Origin of the sequence: Geodermatophilus ruber, assembly GCF_900114385.1 — a bacterium.
Taxonomy (GTDB): domain Bacteria; phylum Actinomycetota; class Actinomycetes; order Mycobacteriales; family Geodermatophilaceae; genus Geodermatophilus; species Geodermatophilus ruber.
Genome location: NZ_FOSW01000012.1, coordinates 82325 through 103594, shown reverse-complemented (window position 1 = coordinate 103594; position 21270 = coordinate 82325). Strand labels below are relative to the sequence as shown.

Annotated in this window: 16 protein-coding genes; 12 read left to right on the top strand and 4 right to left on the bottom strand. The window is 75.7% G+C overall.

The window, feature by feature from the left end:
* Positions 1-28: 28 nt before the first annotated feature.
* The 4 genes from BMZ50_RS17910 to ligA all read left to right on the top strand — a co-directional run bounded on the left by BMZ50_RS17910 (position 29) and on the right by ligA (position 5674).
* Complete coding sequence (locus BMZ50_RS17910) at positions 29-1219, top strand: cysteine desulfurase family protein (protein ID WP_091327513.1); 1191 nt, start codon at positions 29-31, stop codon at positions 1217-1219.
* Positions 1216-2304, top strand: a complete 1089-nt coding sequence (gene mnmA, locus BMZ50_RS17905; protein ID WP_091327510.1) for a tRNA 2-thiouridine(34) synthase MnmA — start codon at positions 1216-1218, stop codon at positions 2302-2304. The genes BMZ50_RS17910 and mnmA overlap by 4 nt, the downstream gene beginning before the upstream one ends.
* 25 nt (positions 2305-2329) lie before the next feature.
* Positions 2330-3373, top strand: coding sequence for a methionine synthase (locus BMZ50_RS17900; RefSeq protein ID WP_245753713.1), 1044 nt, complete (start codon positions 2330-2332; stop codon positions 3371-3373).
* A gap of 105 nt (positions 3374-3478) precedes the next feature.
* Complete coding sequence (ligA, locus tag BMZ50_RS17895) at positions 3479-5674, top strand: NAD-dependent DNA ligase LigA (RefSeq protein WP_091327507.1); 2196 nt, start codon at positions 3479-3481, stop codon at positions 5672-5674.
* A gap of 29 nt (positions 5675-5703) precedes the next feature.
* On the opposite strand, the gene BMZ50_RS17890 is transcribed toward ligA, so the two are convergent.
* Positions 5704-6372: an ACT domain-containing protein gene (locus BMZ50_RS17890; protein WP_091327503.1), complete on the bottom strand. Its 669-nt coding sequence runs from the start codon at positions 6370-6372 to the stop codon at positions 5704-5706.
* Between the two features lie 224 nt (positions 6373-6596).
* On the opposite strand from BMZ50_RS17890, the gene gatC reads away from it, so the two are divergent.
* The 4 genes from gatC to gatB all read left to right on the top strand — a co-directional run bounded on the left by gatC (position 6597) and on the right by gatB (position 10232).
* On the top strand, positions 6597-6938 hold the full coding sequence (gatC, locus tag BMZ50_RS17885) for an Asp-tRNA(Asn)/Glu-tRNA(Gln) amidotransferase subunit GatC (protein WP_091327498.1): 342 nt from the start codon (positions 6597-6599) through the stop codon (positions 6936-6938).
* Positions 6939-7012: 74 nt separating this feature from the next.
* Positions 7013-8551 (top strand): Asp-tRNA(Asn)/Glu-tRNA(Gln) amidotransferase subunit GatA, encoded by a 1539-nt coding sequence (gatA, locus tag BMZ50_RS17880; RefSeq protein WP_091327492.1) that lies wholly within the window; start codon positions 7013-7015, stop codon positions 8549-8551.
* Positions 8548-8724, top strand: a complete 177-nt coding sequence (locus BMZ50_RS24345) for a hypothetical protein (protein WP_177212867.1) — start codon at positions 8548-8550, stop codon at positions 8722-8724. The genes gatA and BMZ50_RS24345 overlap by 4 nt, the downstream gene beginning before the upstream one ends.
* Positions 8721-10232 carry an Asp-tRNA(Asn)/Glu-tRNA(Gln) amidotransferase subunit GatB gene (gatB, locus tag BMZ50_RS17875; RefSeq protein WP_091327488.1) on the top strand — a complete coding sequence of 504 codons (1512 nt, stop codon included), beginning with the start codon at positions 8721-8723 and terminating at the stop codon, positions 10230-10232. Before BMZ50_RS24345 ends, gatB begins: the two co-directional genes overlap by 4 nt.
* Before the next feature lie 72 nt (positions 10233-10304).
* On the opposite strand, the gene BMZ50_RS17870 is transcribed toward gatB, so the two are convergent.
* Positions 10305-11468, bottom strand: coding sequence for a PQQ-dependent sugar dehydrogenase (locus BMZ50_RS17870; RefSeq protein WP_245753712.1), 1164 nt, complete (start codon positions 11466-11468; stop codon positions 10305-10307).
* Positions 11469-11518: 50 nt separating this feature from the next.
* Between BMZ50_RS17870 and BMZ50_RS17865 the strand changes: the two genes are divergently transcribed.
* Positions 11519-12475 carry a 2-hydroxyacid dehydrogenase gene (locus tag BMZ50_RS17865; RefSeq protein WP_245753711.1) on the top strand — a complete coding sequence of 319 codons (957 nt, stop codon included), beginning with the start codon at positions 11519-11521 and terminating at the stop codon, positions 12473-12475.
* A gap of 2 nt (positions 12476-12477) precedes the next feature.
* Here the strand turns inward: BMZ50_RS17865 and BMZ50_RS17860 are convergent, their stop codons facing one another.
* Both BMZ50_RS17860 and BMZ50_RS17855 read right to left on the bottom strand, forming a co-directional pair.
* Entirely contained in the window at positions 12478-12831 is a 354-nt protein-coding gene (locus BMZ50_RS17860; RefSeq protein WP_245753710.1) for a PH domain-containing protein, read from the bottom strand.
* A gap of 61 nt (positions 12832-12892) precedes the next feature.
* Positions 12893-13714 (bottom strand): helix-turn-helix transcriptional regulator, encoded by an 822-nt coding sequence (locus BMZ50_RS17855; protein WP_091327485.1) that lies wholly within the window; start codon positions 13712-13714, stop codon positions 12893-12895.
* A gap of 163 nt (positions 13715-13877) precedes the next feature.
* Between BMZ50_RS17855 and ilvD the strand changes: the two genes are divergently transcribed.
* The 3 genes from ilvD (at position 13878) to BMZ50_RS17840 (ending at position 21051) form a co-directional block, all read left to right on the top strand.
* On the top strand, positions 13878-15581 hold the full coding sequence (ilvD, locus tag BMZ50_RS17850; protein WP_091327481.1) for a dihydroxy-acid dehydratase: 1704 nt from the start codon (positions 13878-13880) through the stop codon (positions 15579-15581).
* Positions 15582-15745: 164 nt separating this feature from the next.
* On the top strand, positions 15746-18361 hold the full coding sequence (locus BMZ50_RS17845) for a putative bifunctional diguanylate cyclase/phosphodiesterase (RefSeq protein ID WP_091327474.1): 2616 nt from the start codon (positions 15746-15748) through the stop codon (positions 18359-18361).
* The gene (locus BMZ50_RS17840) at positions 18361-21051 is read left to right on the top strand and encodes a putative bifunctional diguanylate cyclase/phosphodiesterase (RefSeq protein ID WP_143087216.1); all 2691 of its coding nucleotides are present in this window, start codon (positions 18361-18363) and stop codon (positions 21049-21051) included. The genes BMZ50_RS17845 and BMZ50_RS17840 overlap by 1 nt, the downstream gene beginning before the upstream one ends.
* Positions 21052-21270 lie beyond the last annotated feature (219 nt).

The window sequence follows — 21270 nt, the reverse complement described above, 5'->3', positions numbered from 1 at the left end:
GGCCGACGAGCGCCAGCGAGGAGTGCGGGTGACGTACCTGGACCACGCGGCGACGACGCCGGTGCTGCCCGAGGTGCTGGTCGCGATGGCCGAGCAGCTGGGGCGCGTGGGGAACCCGTCCTCGCTGCACGCCAGCGGCCGGGCCGCGCGCCGCGTGGCCGAGCAGTCCCGCGAGCGGCTGGCCGAGGCGCTGGGCGCCCGCCCCTCGGAGGTGCTGTTCACCGGCGGGGGCACCGAGAGCGACAACCTCGCCGTCAAGGGCATGTACTGGGCCCGGCGGGAGGCCGACTCCCGGCGGCGGCGGATCGTGGCCAGCCCCGCCGAGCACCACGCCGTCCTCGACAGCGTCGAGTGGCTGGCCAAGCACGACGGAGCCGACATCACCTGGCTGCGGGTCGAGCCGACCGGCCGGGTGACGCCCGAGGCGATGGCCGAGGCGCTCGGGGACGGCGAGGACGTCGCGGTGGCCAGCGTCATGTGGGCCAACAACGAGATCGGCACGGTCAGCGACCTGGCCGCCCTCGCCGAGGCCGCCCACGCCGTGGGGGTGCCGCTGCACACCGACGCGGTGCAGGCGGTGGGGCAGGTGCCGGTCGACTTCGCCGGCAGCGGCGTCGACGCGCTCACCATGACCGGCCACAAGCTCGGCGGGCCGATGGGCGCCGGCGTGCTGCTGCTGCGCCGGGACGCCGCGTGCATGCCGCTGCTGCACGGCGGCGGGCAGGAGCGCGACGTGCGCTCGGGCACGCTGGACGTGGCCGCGATCGTCGGTCTGCAGGTGGCCACCACCTCCGCGGTCGGCGGCCGGGAGGAGCGGGCCGCCCGCCTGGCCGCGCTGCGCGACCGGCTGGTCGACGGGGTGATGGACCGGGTGCCCGACGTCCAGCTCAACGGCGCCCCGCTGGACGACGTCCTCGCCGGCGGGCCGGGGCGGCTGCCCGGCAACGCGCACCTGTCCTTCCCCGGTGCCGAGGGCGACGCGCTGCTCATGCTCCTGGACGCCCGCGGGGTCGAGTGCTCCACCGGGTCGGCCTGCAGCGCCGGCGTCGCCCGGCCCAGCCACGTGCTGCTGGCCGTCGGCGCCGACGCGGCCACGGCCCGCAGCTCGCTGCGGTTCACCTTCGGCGCGACGTCCACCGACGCCGACGTCGACGCGGTGCTCGCGGTCATCGGCCCGGTGGTCGAGCGCGCCCGCCGGGCCGGGCTCGGCCGGCGATGAGGCTGCTCGCCGCGATGAGCGGCGGGGTGGACTCCGCCGTGGCCGCGGCGCTGGCCGTCGAGGCCGGTCACGACGTGACCGGCGTGCACCTGGCGCTCTCGCCGGACCGGCAGACGCTGCGCAGCGGGGCGCGCGGGTGCTGCAGCGTGGAGGACGCGCACGACGCCCGCCGGGTCGCCGACGAGCTGGGCATCCCGTTCTACGTCTGGGACCTCGCCGAGCGGTTCACCGAGGACGTCGTCGACGACTTCGTCGCCGAGTACGCGGCCGGCCGCACCCCCAACCCGTGCCTGCGCTGCAACGAGAAGATCAAGTTCGCCGCGGTGCTGGACCGGGCGCAGGCGCTGGGCTTCGACGCCGTCGTCACCGGGCACCATGCCCGGCTGGCCGACGGGCAGCTGCGCCGCTCGGTGGACGCGGGGAAGGACCAGTCCTACGTGCTGGCCGTCCTCACCGCCGAGCAGCTGGCCGGCGCGGTGTTCCCGCTCGGCTCGATGACCAAGAAGCGGGTGCGGGAGATCGCCGCGGAGCGCGGCTTCGCGGTGGCCACCAAAGCGGACTCGCACGACATCTGCTTCATCCCCGACGGCGACACCCGCGGCTTCCTCGCCCGGCGCCTGGGGGAGCAGCCCGGGCCGGTCGTCGACGCCGCCACCGGCGCGACCGTGGGGGAGCACGCCGGCGCCTACGGCTTCACCGTCGGCCAGCGTCGCGGGCTGGGCGTCGCCGTCGGCGACTCCCGCCCCCGCTACGTGCTCGGCATCGAGCCGGTGTCGCGCACGGTGACGATCGGCACCGCCGACCTGGCCGGGGTCACCGAGGTGCGCACCGCCCCGCCGACCTGGACCGGCCCGGCCCCGGCGCTGCCGTGCACCGCCGAGGTGCAGCTGCGCGCGCACGGCGCGGCGGTGCCGTGTGAGGTGCGCGCGGCCGACGACGGCGGGCTGCTGCTGCTGCTGGCCGAGGAGCAGCGGGGCGTGGCGCCGGGGCAGTCGGCGGTGCTGTACTCGCCCGACGCCGGGTGCGGCGACCTCGTGCTCGGCCAGGGCACGGTGCGCGCGACCGGGCGGCCGGTCCGGGCCTGATCCCGACCGGGCTACCGTCGCGGTCGTGGTCCCGCCGATCGAACCGAGTGCCCCCGACGACGTCTCGCCCGAGGACGGCGGCACTGCGACCCCCGTGGCGTGGGGCCCGGCCACCGGTGTCGGCTCGCTGCCCGGCACCGACCCCGCCGAGGCGCTGCGCCTGGTCACCGGGGAGCTGCCCGACTTCCCGCACCAGGCCGAGCTGCCCGATCGCGGACCCGGCGCGGACCTGATCGGCCGCAGCGCCGCGCTGCTGGTCGACCTCGCCGTCGAGCTCACGCCGGCCGGCTGGCGCCTCGTGCCGCGGGCCGGCGTCGATCTGCGGCGGGCCCGGGAGCTCCTCGCCCGCGACCTCGACGCCCTGCACGAGGTGGCCGAGGGCTACGCGGGGCCGTGGAAGCTGCAGGCCGCGGGCCCGTGGACGCTCGCCGCCGGCCTGGAGCGCACCCGCGGCGACCGCGCGGTCGTGGACGCCGGGGCCCGCCGCGACCTCGCCCAGTCGCTGACCGAGGGGCTGGCCGCGCACGTGGCCGACGTCGTCGCCCGGGTTCCCGGCGCCCGCGTCGTCGTCCAGCTGGACGAGCCCTCGGTGCCCGCGGTCCTGCAGGGAGCGCTGCCCACCGCGAGCGGCTTCGGCCGGCTGCCGGCCGTCGAGGCCTCCGTGGTGGAGCAGGAGCTGGCCGCCGTCGTCGCGGCCCTGCCGGTGCCGGTCGTGGTGCACTGCTGCGCCTCCCGCGCGCCGCTGGAGCTGTTCCGGTCCGCCGGCGCCGCGGCGGTCTCCTTCGACCTGGGGCTGGTCCAGGACCTCGACCCGATCGGTGCCGCGGTCGAGGCCGGCGTCCACCTGCTGCCCGGCGTCGTCCCCGGGACCGACGCCTCGCTGCCCGCGCCGAAGGCGACCGCGTCGCGGGTGCAGGCCTGGTGGCGGGAGCTCGGGTTCCCCGCGGACCGGCTGGCGGATGCCGTCACGCTCACCCCGGCGTGCGGCCTGGCCGGCGCCACGCCCGGCTACGCGCGGACGGCGATGGCCCACGTCCGCGAGGCGGCGCGGTACCTGCGGCCGGAGTAGAAGGACCCCGTCCTCCCCCCCTCGCGAGCTCGGGGCGGTCCCGTGGACGGGGCCAGGCGGGGGAAGGGCCGGTCGACCGTCGTACCGGGCGGATACCGTTTCGCCGTGACCACCGAAGCCGACCTGGACGAGTCGCTGGACGACGCCCCGCAGGTGGGGGCCGCGGCCGAGCGGGAGGACCTCACCGAGGTCTCCGACGAGGCGCGCACCCGGCACCGGGACCTCTCCGAGGAGCTCGACCGGTACGCCTTCGCCTACTACGTGCAGGACGCGCCGCTGGTCAGCGACGCCCAGTACGACCAGCTGATGGGCGAGCTGCAGGGCATCGAGGCCGAGCACCCGGCGCTGGTGACGCCCGACTCGCCCAGCCAGAAGGTCAACGGCGGCTTCACCGCGACCTTCTCCCCGGTCCAGCACCTGGAGCGGATGCAGAGCCTGGACAACGCGTTCAGCAGCGACGAGCTCTCCGCCTGGGCCGCCCGCGTCGAGCGCGAGGCCGGCACCGGGGTGGCCTACCTGTGCGAGCTGAAGGTGGACGGCGTCGCGGTGGCGCTGGTCTACGAGCGCGGCCGCCTGGTGCGCGCGGCCACCCGCGGCGACGGCGTGACCGGGGAGGACGTCACCGCCAACGTCCGCACGATGGCCGACGTGCCGCAGCAGCTGACCGGGGACGACGTGCCCGCGCTGCTCGAGGTCCGGGGCGAGATCTACTTCCCGATCGCGGCGTTCGCCGACGTCAACGCCGCGATGGTGGAGCAGGGCAGGGCGCCGTTCGCCAACCCGCGCAACGCCGCGGCCGGCTCGCTGCGGCAGAAGGACCCGCGGATCACCGCCTCCCGGCCGCTGCGCCTGGTGGTGCACGGCCTCGGCGCCGCCGAGGGGTTCTCGGCCGAGCGGCAGTCGGAGGCCTACGAGCGGCTGCGGGCGCTGGGCCTGCCGGTCAGCGCCCGCTACGAGGTGGTCGACGACCTGGAGGGCGTCTGGGCCTACATCGAGCGCTACCGGGAGCAGCGGCACTCGGTGGAGCACGAGATCGACGGCGTCGTGGTCAAGGTCGACCAGATCGCCCTGCAGCGCCGGCTCGGCTCCACCTCGCGGGCGCCGCGCTGGGCGATCGCCTTCAAGTACCCGCCGGAGGAGGCGACCACCAAGCTCCTCGACATCCGGGTGAACGTGGGGCGCACCGGCCGGGTGACGCCGTTCGCGTTCATGGAGCCGGTCAAGGTGGCCGGCTCCACGGTGCAGCTGGCCACGCTGCACAACGCCAGCGAGGTCAAGCGCAAGGGCGTGCTCATCGGCGACACCGTCGTCATCCGCAAGGCCGGCGACGTCATCCCCGAGGTGCTGGGTCCCGTCGTCGCCGCGCGCACCGGCGACGAGCGCGAGTTCGTCATGCCGACCCACTGCCCGGAGTGCGGTACGGAGCTGCGGCCGGAGAAGGAGGGCGACGCCGACATCCGCTGCCCGAACGCCCGGTCCTGCCCCGCGCAACTGCGGGAGCGGGTGTTCCACGTCGCCGGGCGCGGGGCGTTCGACATCGAGGTGCTCGGTTACGAGGCGGCGATCGCGCTGCTGGAGAGCCGGCTGCTGCAGGACGAGGGCGACATCTTCTTCCTGGACGAGGAGAAGCTGGAGCGGACGGCGTTCTTCACGAAGAAGGACGGCGCGCTGTCGGCCAACGGGCGCAAGCTGCTGGCCAACCTGGAGACCCGTAAGGACGTCCCGCTGTGGCGGGTGCTCGTCGGGCTGTCGATCCGCCACGTCGGGCCGACCGCGGCGCAGGCGCTGGCCCGGGACTTCCGCTCCCTCGACCGCATCGCCGAGGCCTCCGAGGAAGAGCTCGCCGCCGCCGACGGCGTCGGCCCGACCATCGCGCGGTCGGTGAAGGACTGGTTCGCCGTCGACTGGCACCGCGAGGTCGTGGAGAAGTGGCGGGCGGCCGGTGTCCGCATGGCCGACGAGGGGGAGGACGCCGGGCCGGGGCCGCTGACCGGGGTCACCGTCGTCGTCACCGGCTCGCTGCGCGACTTCAGCCGGGACCAGGCGATCGCGGCGATCCAGCAGCGCGGCGGGAAGGTGACCGGCTCGGTGAGCAAGAAGACCGGTTTCGTGGTCGTCGGTGCCGACCCGGGCAGCAAGTACGACAAGGCGGTGCAGGTCAAGGCGCCGATCCTGGACGACGACGGCTTCCGGGTGCTCCTGGAGGAGGGGCCGGAGGCGGCGCGGGCGGTGGCCACCATCGGCGACGGCAGCGAGCCCGCGGGGGCTGAGGCGGCGAAGGCGGAGCCGGCGGGGGAGTGAGCCCGTGCCCCCGCCGGCGGTCGCCCGGCTCAGGCGGGCGGCAGCTGGGCGACGGTCGCGGCGATCCCGGTGAGGTGCACCAGGCGCAGCAGCTCCGAGCGGCGGAAGGCCGGCCCGCCGGAGCGGCCGAGCACCACCGCGGTCCGCGGGCTGCCGAAGGGCGCGACCATCATCTCGATGGCCATCTCCCGCCAGCGCTCCGGCAGCCAGTCGTCCTCGCTGGGCAGCAGCCGGGGGGCCGGCAGCGGCAGCCACGGCACCGTCATGCCCTCGAACGTGGGAGCCGCGTCGGAGGCCGCCAGCACGTCGCACGGGCCGGCCTCGGTGCCGTGCAGGATCACCGCCCAGCCGCCGTGGAAGACCCGGGGCAGCTCGGCGCCCAGCAGCTTGACCGCGGTGCCCTCGCCGGTCCGCGCCAGCGCCTCCAGCAGCTCGAGCTCCCGATGGGTGTCCAGCACCCCGGCGAACGGCCGCAGCGATTCCACCTGGACGCCGGGAACGGCCTGCGCCGCGGTGATCAGGCTGTCGGGCAGCCGGTCGGAGGGCAGGTCGACGACGATGTCGTCGACGGCCACGCCACCGCCGCGCTCCAGCACGTCGACGGAGATGATGTCGATGTCGGCATGGCCCAGGGCCGTGGCCACCGCGCCGAGGATGCCGGGGCGGTCCGGCACGACCAGCCGCAGGAGATAGGACACGGTTCCCTCCGTGGGCGTGCTCGAGGTACGGGCCGATCTCCATCGATCGCGGTGGGACCAGCTTCCCCCATCGGCCCGTACCGGGTCGAGCCGCCCGGCCGGAACGGCTGCGGGAACCGTCGCCGCCGACGGGTCGCGAGCACCGCACACGTACAGTGGCGTGGTTGGATACCTGGTCCCCAGCGGCGCCCGGAGGGCACCGCCGAAGTGGAGTTCGCACCGCAGTGAGCACCCCCTCCCCGAAGGAAGCTCCCGGCCGGCAGGGCAGTGCCGGACTCGGACGGCAGGACGTCGCGCACCTGGCGCACCTGGCCCGCCTGGCCCTGACCGACGAGGAGCTCGACCACTTCGCCGGACAGCTCAGCGCGGTGCTCGACGCCGTCGCGCAGGTCGGCAAGGCCGACGTCGCCGACGTCCCGCCGACCACCCACGCCGTGCCGCTGACCAACGTGGCGCGCCCGGACGTCGTGGAGCCGAGCCTGCCCCGGGACGTGGTCCTGGCCGAGGCCCCCGCCGCTGAGGACGGCCGCTTCCGCGTGCCGCAGATCCTGGGAGACGAGGAGTGAGCGAGCGTGCGAGCTCACCGGAGCAGCAGAGCAGCGTTGCGAACGCGGCCGACGAGCGCCAGCGAGGAAGGCGAGTGAGCACCTCCGTGCCGAACAGCGACCTCACCGGGGTCGACGCCGTCGAGCTCGGCCGCCGGCTGGCCGCCGGTGAGCTCAGCTCGGTCGAGCTGACCCGCGCCTACCTGGACCGCATCGCCGCCGAGGACGAGGTGCTCGGCGCCTACCTGCACGTCGACGCCGAGGCCGCCCTGGCCCGGGCCGGCGAGATCGACGCCGCCCGCGCCGCCGGAGAGGAGCTCGGCCCGCTGGCCGGCCTGCCGGTCGCGCTCAAGGACGTCTTCGTCACCGAGGGCGTGCCCACGACCAGCGGCTCGCGGATCCTCGAGGGCTGGCGGCCGCCGTACGACGCCACCGTCGCGGCGCGGCTCAAGGACGCCGGGACCGTGCTGCTCGGCAAGACCAACATGGACGAGTTCGCGATGGGCTCCTCCACCGAGAACTCCGCCTACCGGCCGGCGCGCAACCCGTGGGACACCGACCGCATCCCCGGCGGGTCCTCGGGCGGCTCGTCCGCCGCGGTCGCCGGCAGCCTGGCGCCGTGGGCGCTGGGCACCGACACCGGTGGCTCGATCCGCCAGCCGGCCGCGGTGACCGGCCTCGTCGGCCACAAGCCCACCTACGGCTCGGTCTCCCGCTACGGCCTCATCGCGTTCTCCTCGAGCCTCGACCAGGCCGGGCCGATGGCCCGCACGGTCCTCGACGCCGCCGTCCTGCACGAGGCGATCGGCGGTCACGACCCGCGCGACTCCACGAGCATCGACGCCGCGATGCCGGTGCTCACCGAGGCCGCCCGCCGCGGCGCCGAGGGCGACCTCTCGGGCCTGCGGGTCGGCGTCGTCCGGGAGCTGGGCGGGGAAGGCCACACCGACGGCTACGAGCCCGGCGTGCTGGCCCGGGTCGCCGAGACGGTGGCCCTGCTGGAGAGCATGGGCGCCGAGGTCCGCGAGGTCTCCTGCCCCTCATTCGACCTGGCCCTGCCGGCGTACTACCTCATCGCCCCCAGCGAGGCGTCGTCCAACCTCGCCCGGTTCGACGGCATGCGCTTCGGCCTGCGGGTCGGCGACGACGGCACCCGCTCCGTCGACGAGGTCATGGCGCTCACCCGGGAAGCGGGCTTCGGCCCCGAGGTCAAGCGCCGGATCATCCTCGGCACCTACGCGCTGTCGGCGGGCTACTACGACGCCTACTACGGGCAGGCGCAGAAGGTCCGCACGCTGATCAGCCGGGACTTCACCGCCGCCTTCGACGACGTCGACGTCCTCGTCAGCCCGACGACGCCGACCGTGGCCTTCCCGCTCGGCGCCCGCGTCGACGACCCGCTGGCCATGTACGCCGCCGACCTGTGCACCCTGCCGGCGAGCCTGGCCGGCCTGCCGGCCATCTCGGTGCCCGTCGGGCTGTCCGAGGGGCTGCCGGTCGGTTTCCAGGTGATGGCCCCCGCGCTGGCCGACGACCGTTGCTACCGGGTGGCCGCCGCGGTCGAGGCCGCGCTGGCCGACGCGCGCGGGCACCGGTTCCTCGACGAGCTCGCCCGCCGGGCGGCCGCGGCGTGAACGGCGCGCTCAAGGCCGCCTGGGCCCTGACGGCGTTCGTCGTCGTCGCGGGCCTGCTGCTCTGGCTGCTCACCGGCCGGGCCGTCTTCGCCGTCTTCATCGTCCTGGGCGTGCTGACCGGGATCGGTGCCTGGATCACCGGCCGCACTACCTCCAAGGGGGACACTCCGTGAGCACCGCAACCGGTGCGCGCCTCGTCGACTTCGACGACGCGCTCACCCGCTACGAGCCGGTCATCGGCTTGGAGACCCACGTCGAGCTGGGCACCGCCTCCAAGATGTTCTGCGGCTGCGCCACCACCTTCGGCGCCGAGCCCAACACCCAGACCTGCCCGGTGTGCCTGGGCCTGCCCGGCTCGCTGCCGGTGGCCAACGCCGCGGCGCTGGAGGCGACCATCCGCATCGGCCTGGCGCTGGGCTGCCGGATCGCCACCTGGAGCCGCTTCGCCCGGAAGAACTACTTCTACCCGGACATCCCCAAGGGCTACCAGATCAGCCAGTACGACGAGCCGCTGTGCACCGCCGGCCACCTGGACGTCGAGGTCGACGGCGAGACCTACCGGGTCGAGATCGAGCGCGTCCACCTGGAGGAGGACACCGGCAAGAACCTGCACGTGGGTGGCTCCACCGGGCGCATCCACGGCGCGGAGTACTCGGCGGTCGACTTCAACCGGGCGGGCATCCCGCTGGTCGAGATCGTCACCCGCCCCATCCCGGGCGCGGGGGCGAAGGCGCCGGAGGTGGCGCGGGCCTACGTCACCGAGCTGCGCGAGATCCTGCTGGCCCTCGGCGTCTCCGAGGTCCGCATGGAGCAGGGCAACCTGCGCAGCGACGTGAACACCTCGCTGGCGCCGATCGGCAGCCTGGAGTGGGGCACCCGCACCGAGACCAAGAACGTGAACTCGCTGCGCGCGGTGGAGCGCGCGGTGCGCCACGAGATACGCCGGCAGGCCGGCGTCCTCGACGGGGGCGGGCGGGTGCTGCAGGAGACCCGGCACTTCCACGAGGACACCGGCAGCACCTCGCCCGGCCGGAGCAAGGAGGAGGCGACCGACTACCGGTACTTCCCCGAGCCGGACCTGGTCCCGGTCGCCCCGGACGCCGAGTGGGTGGAGAAGCTCGCCGCCGAGCTGCCCGAGCTCCCGGCCGCCCGCCGCGCGCGGCTGCAGGAGGAGTGGGGGCTCTCGGCCACCGAGATGGCCTGGATCGCGAACGCCGGCGCCGTCGATCTGGTCGCCGGCACGGTCGCCGCCGGGGCCTCGCCCGCCGACGCCCGCAAGTGGTGGCTCGGCGAGCTGGCCCGCCGCGCCAACGACGCCGGCGTGGAGCTCGCCGAGCTGCCGGTCACGCCGCGGCAGGTCGCCGAGCTGACCGCGCTGGTCGCCGCCGGCACGGTCAACGACCAGCTGGCCCGGCAGGCGCTCGACGGCGTCCTGGCCGGCGAGGGCGACCCGGCGCGGGTGGTCGAGGCCCGCGGGCTGGCGGTCATGGGCGAGTCCGACGAGCTGGTCGCCGCGGTCGAGGCCGCGATCGCCGGCGCGCCCGACGTCGTCGCCAAGGTGCAGGGCGGCAAGGTGCAGGCGCTCGGCGCGCTCGTCGGAGCGGTCATGAAGACCACCCGCGGCAAGGCCGACGCGGCGACGGTCAAGCGGATGCTCGAGGAGCGCGTTCTCGGGGGTTGAGGCACCGCGTCGCCCGCCGCTCCTCGCCGCGCCGTGGACCGGCGGGCGGAGGCGGCCGGTAGGCCGACGGGGTCACAGCGGGGACTCCGCCGATCCGCCCGGCGGCAGGATCCGCAGCACCTTGTCGTCGTCCTCGGCCGGCGTGCCGATGCCGTCCCGGTTCGACGTGGTGATCCACAGGGCGCCCTCGGCGTCCAGGACGACGGTGCGCAGCCGGCCGTACCGATCGCCGAGGAACGCGGTGGGGTCCCCGGCCGCGGCGCCGGAGCTGTGGAGCTCGACGGCGTACACCCGCTGCCCGTCGAGGGCGCCGAGGTACACCGTCCGGCCCGAGACGGCGCACCCGCCCAGGCCGCCCTCGGCCGCGGGCACCTCGACCACCGCGTCGACGCTGTCGCCACCCCGCGCCGGCCAGCCGTGGTCGCTGCCGGGCAGCACCGCGTTGAGCTCGTCGGCCCCCGTGGCCGAGTCGTCGGTGGCGAACAGGGTCTCGTCACCGCCCAGGCACAGCGCGGTCACATCGCTGTGCCCGCGGCTGTGCACCGTCCCCTCGCCGACCGGTTGGCCGAAGACGTCGACGTGCAGCACCTTGCCCGCCAGGGAGGCCGGGTCCTGCGCCAGCGCCGGGTTGCCGGTGTCGCCGGTGCCCACGTAGAGGGTGCCGTCCAGGCCGAAGAGCAGGCCGCCGCCGTTGTGCACCTCGCCGCGGGGGATGCCGGTCAGCACGGGGTTCGGGGTGCCGCCGAGCGGGAAACGCACCACCCGGTTGTCCGTCGCGGTGGAGAGGTAGGCGTAGAGCAGGCCGTCCTCGTCGTAGGTGGGGGACAGGGCCAGGCCGAGCAGTCCGCCGTCCCCGGCGGTGTCGATGCCGGCCACGGTCATGAGCTCGCGGGCGGGGGAGCGGTCGGGGAAGACCTGCAGCAGGCGGCCGGTCTCCCGCTCCCCGACGATGGCGGTGCCGTCGGGCAGGATCACCAGGCCGGTGGGCACGGTGAGGTGCGAGGCGACGACGTTCGGGTCGCCGGCCTCCTCGCCGGAGTTCGGGTCGGCGGGGTCGCCGGGGGCGGGCGCCGGCGTGGAGTCCGAAGGCGGCCCGACCTGCGGCGGCGGCCCCTCCGGCCGCGGGCGGAACGGCCCGGCCGGCTCGTAGCCGCCGCTGCCGCACCCGGCCACGACGGCGGCCAGCATCACGGCGGCGGCTCCCCGCGACGCCCGTCTGGCGTGCTGCCGGCTCACCCCGAGAACAGTACGTGCGCCGGGCGGCGAGGGGCCTAGGGTCAGAGCCCGTGCCCCCTGCGATCACCGGCTCCGACATCGTCGGCTCCGACGAGACCCTGCACGTCCTCGTGCCGTCCCGGGCGCTCGCGACCGCCGTCGAGGCGCTCTCCTCCCGCGTCCGGGCCCACCGCATCGCCCCGGCCGACGGCCCGCCGACCGGTGCGGCCGCCCGGGCGCAGGTGTGGGTGCCCCGGGCCGGCAGCGGGGCCGACCCCGGCCTGCTGCAGGCGCTGCCCCGCCTGCGGCTGGTCCAGCTGGTCAGCGCGGGTGCCGAGCGGTTCGTCAACCGGCTGCCCGACGGGGTGGTCCTGTGCAACGCCCGCGGCGCGCACACCCCGTCGACGGCGGAGTGGGTGGTGGCCGCCACGCTCGCCGCCCAGCGCGGTCTCCCGTTCTTCCTGCAGGAGCAGGCCGCGCAGCGGTGGACGCAGCGGACCTTCGGCTCGCTCGTCGGCGCGCGGGTGCTCGTCGTCGGGGCGGGGGACATCGGCCGCGCGATCGGCCGGATGCTGGCCGGCTTCGACGTGGAGCTCACCTACGTCGCCCGCACCGCCCGCGACGGCGTGCGCCCCGTCTCCGACCTGCCGCAGCTGCTGCCCGCCGCCGACGTCGTGGTGGTCGTCGTGCCGGTCACCCCGGCCACCACCGGCCTGGTCGACGCGCCCTTCCTCGCGGCGATGGCCGACGGCGCGCTGCTGGTCAACGCCAGCCGCGGCGTCGTCGTCGACACCGACGCGCTGCTCGCCGAGCTGCGCCGCGGCCGGCTGCGGGCCGCCCTGGACGTCACCGACCCCGAGCCCCTGCCGGCCGGACACCCGCTGTGGTCAGCGCCCGGGCTGCTGCTCACGCCGCACGTGGCCGGGGCGGTGCCGGGGACCGACGACCGGGCGGCAGCCGCGGTCACCGACCAGCTGTCCCGGGTGCTGGCCGGGCAGCCGCTGGTGAACGTGGTCGACGCGTACTGACCTCACCGCGGCGGTTCGGGCACCGCGAACCGGCCCCCGGAGAGGGCGGCCAGCCGGGGCAGGTCCCGCGGTCGCAGCACCGGCAGGCGCACCTCCGTCCCGCCGGTGGTCACCAGCCACAGGTCCGCGCGCCGGCCGACGCGGATGCCCGCGACGTCGGCCCACGCGACCCGGCGGGAGCCGAGCAGCGACCGGACGGTGACGCCGTCGTCGGCCACGTCGACGCCGACCCGCAGCACCCAGAACGCGGCGAGCAGGGGCACCAGCAGCACCACCGGCGTCCAGGACGCGGCGAAGGCCAGCGGCACGAAGCACACGAACAGCAGGACGACGGGGAGCAGGGCCGTTCGGCTCATCCGCATCCGCGCAGTGACGACCACGTTCACACATCCTCCCAGCCGCCGGCGCGGGCGGCGCTCACGCGGTCAGCCGGACCAGCTTGGCCGCGGCGTCGCTGCCCTCGGCCGCGGTGTAGACCACCAGTTGCAGGCCGGGGGCGTCGGCCGGGGTCAGCTGGTGGTGCTCGAGCAGCAGCGTGCCCACCTGCGGGTGCTCGAAGCGGCGCTCGCCGGAGGTGAAGCGGTCCACGTCGTGGCTGGCCCAGCCGGTCCGGAAGTGCTCGCTGGCCGCCTCCAGCCGCGCCAGCAGGTCGACCACCTCCGGGTCCTGCAGGCGCGCGCCGACGTCGGCGCGGAACTGGGTGAGGAACCGGCGGCTGTCGGCGGACCAGTCGCCGAGCAGCGCCCGCACCGCCGGGTCGGTGAAGACCAGCCACAGCAGGTTCCGGTCCGCGGGCGCCACCTCGGCGACCCCGGGGTAGAGCCGCCCGTAGGCCCGGTTCCAGCCGACGATCGACCAGCTCGCGGTGATGGCGTACGCGGGGGAGGGCACCAGGGCGTCGAGCAGCCGCTGCACGTGCGTCGGCAGCTCCGGCCCCGGCGTGGCGGGGAAGGGCACGCCGTGCCCGGTCAGCCGCAGCACGTACTCGTGCTCGGCGGCCGACATGCGCAGCGTCCGGGCCAGGGCGTCGACCACCCGGCGCGAGGGGCGGATGTCTCGCCCCTGCTCGAGCCACGTGTACCAGGTGTGGCTGACGCCCGAGAGCAGCGCGACCTCCTCCCGCCGCAGGCCCGGCTGCCGGCGGGGGCCGCCCGGGGGCAGGCCGACCGTCGCGGGGTCCACCTGGCGGCGGCGGGAGAGCAGGAAGTCGGCCAGCTCGCGGCGCAGGGCAGCCGACACGGGGCCTCCTCCGGCTCGGTAGTGGTGCTGGTACCAGTATCAGCGGTGTCTCGGCAGCCGGTCGCGGGCCGCCTACCATCGCCGGATGTGAGCGTGCGAGCTCACGCCGGAACAGAGCACGACGAGGCGGCGCGAGGCCGACGAGCGCCAACGAGGAGAACGAGTGACGACCGTCGAGGAACCGCGCGCAGCCACCGCCGACATCAAGCCCCGCAGCCGTGAGGTGACCGACGGGATCACCCGGGCTCCCGCCCGCGCGATGCTGCGCGCCGTCGGCATGGGCGACGACGACTGGGACAAGCCGCAGATCGGCGTCGCCTCGTCGTGGAACGAGATCACCCCCTGCAACCTGTCCCTGGACCGGCTGGCCAAGCGGGCCAAGGAGGGCGTGCACGCCGCCGGCGGCTACCCGCTGGAGTTCGGCACGATCTCGGTCTCCGACGGCATCTCGATGGGCCACGAGGGCATGCGCGCCTCGCTGGTCTCCCGCGAGGTCATCGCCGACTCGGTCGAGACCGTCATGTTCGCCGAGCGGCTCGACGGCTCGGTGCTGCTGGCCGGCTGCGACAAGTCCCTGCCCGGGATGCTGATGGCCGCCGCGCGCCTCGACCTGGCCAGCGTCTTCCTGTACTCGGGCTCCACCCTGCCGGGGAAGCTCGGTGACCGGGACCTCACGCTGATCGACGTCTTCGAGGGCGTCGGCGCCTGCGCGGCCGGGCGGATCACCCGCGACGAGCTGACCGAGATCGAGAAGGCCGCCTGCCCCGGGATGGGCTCCTGCGGTGGCATGTACACCGCCAACACCATGGCCAGCGTCGCCGAGGCGCTCGGGATGGCCCTGCCCGGCAGCGCCGCCCCACCCGCGCCCGACAGCCGGCGCGACGCCTTCGCGGTGGCCTCCGGCGAGGCCGTCGTCAACCTGCTCCGCCAGGGCATCACCGCCCGCCAGATCATGACGAAGAAGGCGTTCGAGAACGCGATCACCGTCGTCATGGCGCTCGGTGGCTCCACCAACGCCGTCCTGCACCTGCTGGCGATCGCGCACGAGGCGCAGGTCGACCTGACCCTCGACGACTTCAACCGGATCGGCGACCGCACGCCGCACCTGGCCGACGTCAAGCCCTTCGGCCGGTTCGTGATGACCGACATCGACCGCATCGGCGGCGTCCCGGTCGTGCTGCGCGCCCTGCTCGACGCCGGCCTGCTGCACGGCGACACGCTCACCGTGACCGGCAGGACGATGGCCGAGAACCTCGCCGAGATCGCCCCGCCGGACCCCGACGGCGCGATCATCCACGCGATGGTCGACCCGATCCACAAGACCGGCGGCCTGACCATCCTGCGCGGCTCGCTCTCCCCGGACGGCGCGGTGGTCAAGTCCGCCGGCTTCGACGCCGAGGTCTTCGAGGGCACCGCCCGCGTCTTCGACGGCGAGCAGGGCGCCATGGACGCCGTCACCGAGGGCACCCTGCAGCCCGGTGACGTCGTCGTCATCCGCTACGAGGGCCCCAAGGGCGGCCCCGGCATGCGCGAGATGCTCGCCGTCACCGGCGCGATCAAGGGCGCCGGCCTGGGCAAGGACGTCCTGCTGCTCACCGACGGCCGGTTCTCCGGCGGGACGACGGGCCTGTGCGTCGGCCACGTCGCCCCCGAGGCCACCGACGGCGGGCCGATCGCGCTGGTGCAGGACGGCGACCGGATCCGGCTGGACCTCACCACCCGCACCCTCGACCTGCTGGTCGACGAGCACGAGCTGGCCCGCCGGCGGGCGGCGTGGACGCCGCTGCCGCCGCGCTACACCACCGGCGTGCTCGGCAAGTACGCCAAGCTGGTCGGCTCCGCGGCGCAGGGCGCGATCTGCGGCTGAGCCCTCCGCCCCGGCTCCCGGTCCCGGCCTGAACGCCCAGGTCAGGACCGGGGGCGGGGCTCCCCCCAAGGGGTGACCGCCGGCCCGGTCCGCTGTCGTGGGCGCCGCCGCCTGCCGAGTTCCCTGGTGTGGACAGGGTCAGGTGGTGGCTCCTCGGGAGCGCCGTGCCGGTCGGCGCCGCCTGCGCGGTCTCCGCCGGAACGGGTGCCCGGGTCGTCGGCGACGTCGCGGTCGCCGCACTCGGCGTGGTCACCGCCGTCGTGATCTGGTGCGCCGGACGGTCCCGGCAGTCCGGACTGCGCGGGTGGCGGCTGTTCGCCATCGGCCCGCTGCTGCCGGTCATCGGGTTCACCGCGTCGACCGTGGTGGGCATCACCGACCCGATGCAGCTGGTGGTGCTCCGCTGGCTGCCCACCGTCCCCGCCTACGTGATCGCCGTCGCCGGCATCCTGACCCTCGTCGACCGGACCAGGCTGCTCCGCGGTGCCCGTGCCGCCGTCGAGCTGGCCCTGTTCGGCACCGCCTGCCTGCTCGTGGTCCAGCTGCTCGTGCTCGGCCCGCACCGCAGCTGGCTGGACCTCGCCCCCGGCGAGGTGCTCATCCTCGGCGCTGCCGTCGTCGTCACCTCGGCCACCATGACTGCCGCGCTGGTCGTCCTGGGGGTCATCGAGAGCCACCGGCAGCGGATGGCCCTGGTGCTGCTCGCGGGCGCCATCCTGCTCACCACCGGCCGCGCGCTGGCCACCTCCGCGCTGCTCTCCGGCGCGGTCGGCGTCACCGACCTCAGTCGCTTCATGATCGTGGCCGGGCTGGTCCTGTTCGGGGCGGCCGTCCTGCTCGACCCCGGTCCCTGCGAGGACGACGGTGCCCGGCCCCGCCCGGACAGCGGCCGCTCCACCCAGCTCGGCCAGCTGCTGCCGCACCTCGCGATGGTCGTGGCCCTCCTGGGAGCGGCGGTCGCCGCGCTCGTCGCCGGCCGGCCCAGCCCGGTCCTGCTCGCCGGCCTCCTCCTGTGCGCCGTGCTCGCCGCTGTGCACCGGTGGGTCACCGCCCGCGGGGAGCAGCACCTGGGTGCCCGCCTGCGGCGCAGCGAGGCCTACTTCCGATCGATGGTGCGCTCCAGCGGCGACGCGGTGCTGATCCTCGACGGCGACCTCCGGGTCACCTGGGCCGGGGCGACGCTGGCCGCCGCGCTGGGGGACACCGCCGACGCCGTCCCCGGCCGCCACCTGATCGAGCTGGTCCACCCCGACGACGCCCTGCCCGTGGCCGGGGCGCTGCAGCCCGGGCCCGACGGCGACCCGTCCGCCGGTCTGCTGCGGCTGCGGCTGCGGCACGCCGACGGCACCTGGCGGCACCTGGAGGCCAGCGTCTCCGACCTGCGCCGCGACGCGGACGTCGGCGCGGTGGTGCTGCACTGCCGCGACGTCACCGCCCGGCTGGCGCGGGAGCGCGTCCTGGAGCAGCTGGCGTTCACCGATCCCCTCACCGGCCTGCCCAACTGGGCCGGCCTGGCGCGCCGGGTGGAGGAGGCGCTGGCCGCCCCGGCCGAGCGCGGGGCGCCGGGCCGGAGCCTGCTGCTCGTCGAGCTCGACGGCCTCGACGAGGTGCGTGAGCACGCCGGCCGGGACGTGATGAACACCGTGCTGGTCGAGCTCGGCCGGCGGCTGCGGGCCACGGTGCGCGGGTCGGAGGCGGTCGCCCGGCTCGGCGGCGGCGCGTTCGCCGTCCTGGCCGAGAGCGCCGGGCACACCGCCGGCCTGCTCGCCGACCGCTGCCTGTCCGCCATCGAGCAGCCCCTGGCCACCGGAGCCGGGATCTTCGACCTGACCGCGAGCGTCGGCGTCGTCGACCTCGAGGCCGGGCTGACCGTCAACGAGCTGCTGGCCCGCGCCGAGCTCGCCGTCCGGGCGGCCGAGCGCTCCGGCCCGGGCACCTCCCAGCAGTACCGGCCGGCCCTCGGCAACGCCGCCGTCCGCCGCGCCCGGCTGCGCGACGACCTGCCCTACGCCGTGGCCCGCGGCGAGCTGGCGGTGCTGTTCCAGCCGATCGTCTCCCTGGAGGAGCAGCGGGTCACCGGCGTCGAGGCGCTGCTGCGCTGGCGGCACCCCGAGCTCGGCGACGTGCCGCCCGCGGAGTTCGTGCCCATCGCCGAGCGCGCCGGGGTCATCGGCGAGCTGCAGCGCTGGGCGCTGGAGCGGGCGGCGGAGGCCGCCGTGGCCCTGCCGAGCACCAACGGTGTCCCGCTGCGCCTGGGCGTGAACATCTCCGCCTCCCACGTGGCCGCCCGCACCCTCGTCGGGGACGTCGCCGCGGTGCTGCGCTCCACCGGACTGGCCCCCGAGCGGCTGGTCCTGGAGATCACCGAGGCGACCGTGCTGGCCGACGGCGAGTACGTGGCCGTCGACTTCGAGGCGCTGCGGCTCATGGGCGTGCACGTGGCGCTCGACGACTTCGGCACCGGGCACTTCTCGCTGGCCCACCTGACCCGGCTGCCGATCGACATCCTCAAGCTCGACGAGTCCTTCGTCACACGCGTCGACCGTGACCCCAAGACCCGCGCGCTCTGCGAGTCCGTCGTCACCATCGGGCGCACCCTCGGGCTCGACGTGGTCGCCGAGGGCGTCGAGACGCCGGCGCAGCTCGGCGCGCTGCGCACCCTGGGCTGCGGATTCGCGCAGGGTTTCCTGCTGGCCCGCCCGATGCGGCAGGAGGAGCTGGGGGCGCTGCTGGCCGACGGCGCCGGGGTGCTGTGGCCCGGCCTGGTCGGCACCCGCTGATGCCCCCAGGGCAGGCCCATCCGGACGGCGGGCCGGCCAGGGCAGCCCGAGCCGCGGTCCTCGGATTGCTCGCCCTGCTGGCGGCGTGCACGGCCACCCTGGAGGTGACGGCGCACCCGCAGGCCGCCCACCTGGTGCCGGCCTGCCTGGCCGTCGGCGCGGCAGCGACCGCGGTCGTCGCGCAGCGATCCGCGTCCCGGCTGCCCGGGCGCACGGGGCGGACGTGGCACGTCCTGGCCCTCGTCCCGGCACTGCTCGCCGTCGGCCAGGTCATCGCCTGGTTCGGCGACACCGGGCGCGACCTCGGCCGCGGCGGCGCCGCCGACCTGCCGATGGTCCTGTCCATCCCGGTGGCGATCGCCGCCGCGGTGTTCCTGCTGCCGCCCCGTGCCCGGCGGCGGGTCGGCTCGCGGGTGCTGCTGGACGGCGCCGTGGTGACCGTCGGGGTCGGTGTGATCGGCCGCGTGCTGCTCGACGACGTCCTGCCCGGCGTCCCGGGCGGGGCCGACGGGCTGGTCTCGGCCGGCTATCCGGCGGCGGGTGCGCTGCTCTGCGGTGTGGGGCTCATCACCGTCACGGCGGTGGACGACGCCCGACGGCGCGCAGCGACCTGGCTGCTGGCCTGCTTCACCGCTGCAGCGGTCGTGGCGATCAGCGGCGCGCTCGGCGGCGCGGTCGCCTTGCTGCTGCACGGGCAGGCCTGGTTCGTCATGCTCGCCGCGGGCGTGTGCGCCGTCGCGGCCGCCCCCGAGCGGCCGCCTGTGCCCGAGCGGGACAAGAGGACGCTGCCGCTGCGCGGGGTGGTCCTGGCTCACACCGCCGCCTTCGCCGTCCTGCTGGGCCTCACCGTCGTCGCCGCCGCCGGGTACCCGCTCTCCCCGGTCGAGGGTGTCGGGGCGGCGACCCTGCTGGTCCTCACCGCTGCCCGCACCGCGCTGTGGGGCGTCGACGGCCGTCGGCTGACCCTGCGACTGCGGCGGACGGAGGGCTACTTCCGGGCGCTGGTGGACAGCGGTGACGCCGTCACCGTCGTCCTGGACGCCGATGGGCGGATCGGCTGGCTGTCGGGGGCGGTGCGGTCCCAGCTCGGGTGGGCGGAGCCGGAGCTCTCCGGGCGGACGCTCACCGGCCTGCTCGACCCGGCCGACCGGGACCTCGTCGACCGCGTCCGGACCGCCGTCCGGGACGGCTCGGTCGCGGACGGGCTGCCCGCGACGGTGCGGCTGCGCACCCGCGAGGGCGGCTGGCGCGACGTCGAGGTGTCCGGTGCCGCCCGGGTCGGGGCGCCGGGGGCCGGCAGCGGGGACGGGCTGGTCCTGCACCTCCGCGACGTCAGCGACCGCAGTGTCACCCAGCGGGAGCTCGAGCGGCTGGCCTACACCGACTTCCTCACCGGGCTGCCCAACCGCGCCCGCTTCATGAACGCCCTCGCCGAGGTACGGGCCGGGAGCGAGCCCGGCTGCCTCCTGCTCGTCGACCTCGACGGCTTCAAGGCGGTCAACGACGTCGCCGGCCACGACGCGGGGGACCGGCTGCTCTGCGAGGTCGCCGGGGAACTGCGCACGGCGGCCCGGGAGGGCGACGTCGTCGCACGCCTCGGCGGGGACGAGTTCGCCGTCCTCGTCCGCGCCGGACGCGCAGAGGCCACCGCCCTGGCCGAGCGGCTGGTGGCGGTCCTCGACCACGACCACCGTCCGTTCGCGCCCGACGGCGAATCCCGGGGCGGCCCGGTCTTCGCGGTGTCGGGAAGCGTCGGTGTGGCGGAGCTGCGACCGGGCTGTACCCCTGCCGAGGCGGTGCGCCGGGCCGACCTGGCGCTGCGGGCGGCGAAGGCCGCCGGCAAGAACTGCGTCCGTTCCTCCGGTGAGGCGCTGGACCGGGCGGTCGACCGGCGTGCCCGGCTGGCCGGCGACCTCCCCGCGGCCATCGCCGGCGGTGGGCTGTCGCTGGTGTTCCAGCCGGTGGTGGGCGTGCAGGAGCACCGCATCGTGGGGCTGGAGGCCCTCGTGCGCTGGCACCACCCGGAGTTCGGCGACGTGCCTCCGGACGAGTTCATCGGACTCGCCGAGGACGACGGCCTGGTCGTGCCGCTGCAGCGCTGGGTGCTGCGGGTCGCGACCACCGCGCTGGCACCTCTGCTCGCCGAGGGTCACGACCTGCGGCTCGGCGTCAACATCTCGATCCGCCACCTGCAGGCCGGTTGCCTGGCGACCGACGTAGCCCGCGCGCTGGCCGAGTCCGGCACGGCCCCGCACCGACTGATCCTCGAGATCACCGAGTCGGTGCTCATGGGCGCCGGGGACGGGATGGAGAACGACCTCGACACCCTGCGGGCGATGGGGTGCGGGGTCGCACTGGACGACTTCGGCAAGGGCTACTCGAGCCTGGCCAGGCTGGCCCGGCTGCCGGTCCGCGTGCTGAAGATGGACCGCGCCTTCGTCGCCCACATCGACGACGACCCGCGTGCGGCCGCGCTCGTGGCCAGCGTGGTGCAGCTCGGCCGCACGCTGGGCATGGACGTCGTGGCCGAGGGGGTGGAGACCCCGGGCCAACTGGCGGCCCTGCGCCGGATCGGCTGCGGCTACCTGCAGGGTTTCCTGCTGGGCCGCCCGGTGCCGGCAGACCGGCTGCCGCTGCTGCTGGCCGGCTTCCGGCCGGGCGTGCTCGATGGTGTTCCGTCCCACTTCTGAGGTCCGTGGCGTCCACTGGATGGGACGGCATAGTTGACGGCGCGCCACCGGAGGCGCACAGTGGGCGCGTGCGTCCGGCCTGTCTGCTTCTCGTAATCGCCTAGCGCGCCGGTCTCCCGACCGACGCGCTCACCCCTCTGTGCCTGTGGCACGAGGGGTTTTTGTTTGACGGGCCTCCTGAGCCACCGGCAGGCGGCCCCGTCCGCGCCCGCAGCCACC